The organism is Chitinophaga sp., from assembly GCF_035564935.1.
GTDB lineage: Bacteria > Bacteroidota > Bacteroidia > Chitinophagales > Chitinophagaceae > Chitinophaga.
The window spans coordinates 1-4439 of sequence record NZ_DATMTE010000413.1 but is presented as its reverse complement, the minus strand read 5'-3'; the positions used below and the strand labels follow the sequence as shown (position 1 = coordinate 4439).

3 protein-coding genes are annotated in these 4439 nt (G+C 48.2%); all 3 read left to right on the top strand.

The window, feature by feature from the left end; all coding sequences use genetic code 11:
* Positions 1–224 precede the first annotated feature (224 nt).
* The 3 genes from VN105_RS10805 (at position 225) to VN105_RS10795 (ending at position 4023) form a co-directional block, all read left to right on the top strand.
* Positions 225–1379 carry a 3-dehydroquinate synthase gene (locus tag VN105_RS10805; RefSeq protein ID WP_325640693.1) on the top strand — a complete coding sequence of 385 codons (1155 nt, stop codon included), beginning with the start codon at positions 225–227 and terminating at the stop codon, positions 1377–1379.
* On the top strand, positions 1379–2590 hold the full coding sequence (eboE, locus tag VN105_RS10800; RefSeq protein WP_325640691.1) for a metabolite traffic protein EboE: 1212 nt from the start codon (positions 1379–1381) through the stop codon (positions 2588–2590). Before VN105_RS10805 ends, eboE begins: the two co-directional genes overlap by 1 nt.
* Positions 2591–2655: 65 nt before the next feature.
* Positions 2656–4023, top strand: coding sequence for an alkaline phosphatase family protein (locus VN105_RS10795; protein WP_325640689.1), 1368 nt, complete (start codon positions 2656–2658; stop codon positions 4021–4023).
* Positions 4024–4439: the final 416 nt, after the last annotated feature.

Sequence of the window (4439 nt, the reverse complement as noted above, 5' to 3'; positions counted from 1 at the left end):
GACCGCATAAGTAAGTAGAACTACGCAATTTATAAAATAATGGTTTATACCGTATGAGGAAACCCCCGAAAAAGGTTTCTTTGCATACCGATAAATTATTCTGCTGACTAACCCCAAAAAAACAGGCTCCGTTCCCGGGGCCTTTTTCTTGTGAAAAATCACGTTTTTTCTATGTACTTTTAAAGGCTATAGTTTTTTGAAAGTCAGATGATGCGGATTTAGCCATGGAATATATTCAACAAAACTTTGATGTCAACTTCTCTTACGGTGTTTTCTTCAGCAGCAATTTATTCGATCCTGCCAACACCTGTTTAGCCACCTTCCTGGAATCAAAAGCAGAGAGTGCATACATAAAAAAATTACTGGTGATCCTGGATGGCGGCGTTGCAGCACACCATCCGGAACTAACCCAACAGATCAATCGTTATTTTCAACAGGTGCGCGGCTTTCAGCTGGCCCCTGAAATTATTACCATCAGCGGCGGAGAAAGCGTGAAAAATGACCTGCCCCTGCTGTTCAGCCTCGTAGATGCCATCGATAAATATGGTATCGACCGCCACTCTTACGTGATAGGCATTGGAGGAGGTTCCCTGCTGGACCTCGTAGGATTTGCCGCCGCCATTTCACACCGCGGTGTGAAACATATCCGGATTCCTACTACCGTACTGTCGCAAAACGATTCAGGAGTAGGTGTGAAAAACGGCGTAAACTATAAGGGGAAGAAAAATTTCCTCGGTTCCTTTGCTCCTCCCGCTGCGGTGTTCAACGACCCGGTGTTTTTAACTACCCTCGATCCGCGCGACTGGCGCTCCGGCATGGTGGAAGCCGTGAAAGTAGCCCTGATCAAAGATGCCGCCTTCTTCAACAGTATTGAGCAGAACGCAGTAGCGCTTACGGAAGGAGACATGGCAGCCATGCACGACCTGATTTACCGCTGCGCCGAATTGCATATTCAACATATCGGAGGCGCCGGCGATCCCTTTGAAAGCGGCTCCTCCCGCCCGCTTGATTTTGGCCACTGGAGCGCACATAAACTGGAACAACTCACCAATTTTGAATTACGCCACGGGGAAGCAGTGTCTATCGGTATTGCGGTAGACAGCGTGTACTCGTTCCTGTTAGGATGGCTACCTGAACACGATATGCACCGCATTCTTGCCGTGTTGAAAAATATGAAACTGCCGGTATGGCATCCGTTGCTGGAAATGCAGGATGGTAAGCCTTCCCCGGTGATAGCCGGATTGGAAGAGTTTCGCGAACATCTCGGCGGCCGCTTAACCATTTCCCTGCTGCGCGCAGTTGGAAAAGGAGAAGAAGTACATGAAATGGATCTTGACTTATTATACAAAGCAGTAGACATCTGCAAAAATAATCAGTAATGAAAACAGCTGCAGGACATCTTACCTACTGTACAAATATCCATCCCGGCGAAAACTGGGGCGATCATTTTGCACAACTCAAAAAATTTATACCTGCCATTAAACAACAGGTATCGCCGGATCAGTCATTCGGAATAGGATTGCGGCTCGCTAACACCGCCAGCCTGGAACTAAGCAAGGAAGCGGCCTTAAAGGAATTTCAGCAATGGCTGAAAGAAGAGGATTGCTACGTATTTACTATGAATGGATTTCCTTACGGCGGTTTTCACAATGTAGTGGTAAAAGACCAGGTACATGCACCCGACTGGACCAGCGCCGATCGTGTAGCCTATACCATCCGCTTGTTCAGGATTCTGGCGGCCCTGCTGCCGGAAGGAATGGAAGGCGGTATTTCCACCAATCCCCTTGGATATAAACACTGGTGCAACCGCTGTGAAGAAGAAAGGAACTCCTACACGGAAAGCGCTACCCTCAATATGCTGCTGGTACTGGAACAACTGGTACGTACGCACCGCAGCGGCGGGCCGCTCATGCACCTGGATATTGAGCCGGAACCCGATGGCATGATGGAAAATACCAGCGAGTTTATCAACTGGTACTTCAATGATCTGTTGCCCGCCGGTATTCCGTTTATCAAAGAGAAGTTTAATATTGAAGATGACCAGGCAGCGGCTGATATCATCAAAACGCACATTCAGCTGTGTTACGATGTTTGCCATTTTGCACTGGTATACGAAGCGCCTCAGCGGGTGATTGAACGGATGCAGCACCACGGTCTCAGGATCGGGAAGCTGCAGATCAGCGCCGCACTGAAGGCCGATATGCCTGCAGATACCACTGCCCGTGGCGTGGTAACAGATGCATTCCGTAAGTTCAATGAGCCCATCTACCTGCACCAGGTGATCGCGAAAAGAAAGGACGGCACTTTTATTCATTATCCCGATCTGCCTGAAGCCCTGGCTGACGCAGAAAACCCGGCCGTAACGGAATGGCGCTCCCATTTTCATGTGCCTGTATTCCTGGATAAATTTGACGTGCTGCAGTCCACACAGGAAGATATCAGGCAGGTACTGGCCCTGCAGCGTGAACATCCTTTTACGACGCATATGGAGGCGGAAACATATACCTGGGACGTATTGCCGCCTGCATTAAAACAGGAAATGTCTTTATCCGTTTCCCGCGAATTGAACTGGATAAGAACGCAACTGTAAGCCATCTTGGAATTGTGCGGCCGGAATTATAGCTTTATGCCGGAATTGCAACGGCGATCGAATTTATGAGAAAAACAGTAGTAATTGACGTAGTAGGGCTCTCCTCTTCTTTGCTGGAGTACCTGCCTTTTTTGAAGGCTTACACACAACAGCGCCATCTGGCCACTGTGATGCCTATGTTACCCGCGGTTACCACGGCGGTACAAAGCACGTACCTTACCGGCGAATGGCCAAGTGAACATGGAATTGTAGGCAACGGCTGGTACGACAGAACCGATGCGGAAGTTAAATTCTGGAAGCAATCCAACAAACTGGTGGATGCCCCAAAAATTTGGGACCACGCCCGGAAACTGGATCCCACCTTTACTGTTTCGCAGATGTGCTGGTGGTACAACATGTATGCAAACGTTGATTACTCGCTTACTCCCCGTCCCAATTATCTTTCTGATGGCCGCAAAGTACCGGATTGCTACACTACGCCGTCTACCCTCCGCGATTACCTGACGGAACAACTGGGCAGGTTCCCGCTGTTTAATTACTGGGGCCCAACCGCCAGCATCAAATCAAGCCAGTGGATCGCTGATGCATCTATCCTCACCGATAAGCTATACGATCCCACCCTCACTTTTATTTACCTCCCCCACCTGGATTACTGCCTGCAGAAATTCGGACAGGACCCGGTAAAAAATGCAAAGGAACTGGCAGAAATAGATGCCGTATGCAAACAATTGATCACTTACTACCAGCAAAAAAATTGCGACCCGATCGTATTGTCGGAATATGGCATCACTAATGTCAGCAATCCCATTCATCTCAACAGGATACTGAGAAATGAAGGCCTGCTGGCCCTGCGCATAGAAAATGGCCTTGAACTGCTGGATGCAGGCGCCTCAAAAGCCTTCGCCGTAGCAGACCACCAGTTAGCGCATATTTATATCAACGATCCTTCCTGCTATAAACAGGTCCGCAACATCCTGGAAAATGTGCCCGGTGTACAACTGGTGCTGGACAGGGAGGGCAAACGCCAGCATCATATGCATCATGACCGCAGCGGCGATCTCATTGCAGTTGCTGATGCTAACAGCTGGTTCACCTACTACTATTGGCTGGACGATAACAAAGCCCCCGATTTTGCCAGGATCGTGGATATCTTCCGTAAACCCGGCTACGATCCCGTGGAAATGTTCATGAACCCCGCCGATCCTTTCATCAAGCTGAAAGCGGCAGGAAAGTTGCTGAAGAAAAAGCTCGGTTTCCGCTACCTGATGAACGTGATCCCGCTGGATGCCACCCTCATTAAAGGCTCCCATGGCAGGCTGGAGGAAAATCCCGGCTATCATCCCGTAGTGATCAGCCCTCAACCCATTGCTGCATCCCAGCTACAGGCAACAGATGTTTATGGGGTGATATGGAAGCAGCTTACAGGAGAATAATTTTCTTTTTTTAAGATAACTGCCTGGAAAACAACCGGTTACTATTCCGCAAGGATCAAAAAAAGCGCCTGCAACTCACTCAAAGACAATTAATTACGCGATCAAGTCCACCTCCGTTCCGCATACTCTCAGCCTTCAGAGCATGGGTTAGGTATGCGCTAAGCATATGCAAGGAATACGCGAAGGTTGTCTGACTCAGGATTAAACTGATTTCGCTGATTTCGCTGATTTGATTTTTTGGATCTTTTGGATTTTATAGGATTTGGGGAGATATATCAGCGGATAAATATTTGCTCATGTCGTCCCGGATCATTTAAATCCAGATGCAGAAGCTTTTGGAAATATCAGCAGGTAAATATTCGCTCATATCTCCCCCAATCCTATAAAATCCTTTAAAATCCAAAAAATCAAATCAG

Bases quoted from the DNA above. Each gene is read 5' to 3' on its own strand.
- VN105_RS10805 (WP_325640693.1), top strand. From the start codon at position 225: ATGGAATATATTCAACAAAACTTTGATGTCAACTTCTCTTACGGTGTT.
- eboE (WP_325640691.1), top strand. From the start codon at position 1,379: ATGAAAACAGCTGCAGGACATCTTACCTACTGTACAAATATCCATCCC.
- VN105_RS10795 (WP_325640689.1), top strand. From the start codon at position 2,656: ATGAGAAAAACAGTAGTAATTGACGTAGTAGGGCTCTCCTCTTCTTTG.